The following is a 324-nucleotide window of genomic DNA, read 5'->3' as shown; positions in this document are numbered from 1 at the left end:
GGTACTCTTCACCTAAGTGTCTCAGGTCTAGATGCACCACATCGCCAAGGGGATGGTCGATGGTGTTACCTTTTTGCTGCTCGTGCCAAAACGCTTGAGAAACTTTGTCTCGAGGACCCAGTTCCATGTATTTGTTTTTCGGCTCCCCAACCGGGGTTTCTGGTCCCATGCCGTAATCTTGTAGATAACGGTAGCCGTTTTTGTTGACGATGATGCCGCCTTCGCCACGACACCCTTCGGTCATCAATATACCCGTACCAGGAAGGCCCGTTGGGTGATACTGAACAAATTCCATATCACGCAAAGGCACACCGTGGCGATACG

The 324-nt window shown here is 51.2% G+C and carries 1 protein-coding gene; it reads right to left on the bottom strand.

Translation table 11 applies throughout. The features are described 5' to 3' along the window. Nucleotides 1–324 (bottom strand): FAD-binding protein (locus AACW90_RS23130; RefSeq protein ID WP_390239381.1); only part of this gene is annotated, 324 nt, incomplete at both ends.

The organism is Vibrio frigidus (assembly GCF_042465995.1).
In the GTDB taxonomy this organism is placed as follows: Bacteria; Pseudomonadota; Gammaproteobacteria; order Enterobacterales; family Vibrionaceae; genus Vibrio.
This window is presented reverse-complemented; position numbering and strand designations above follow the sequence as displayed.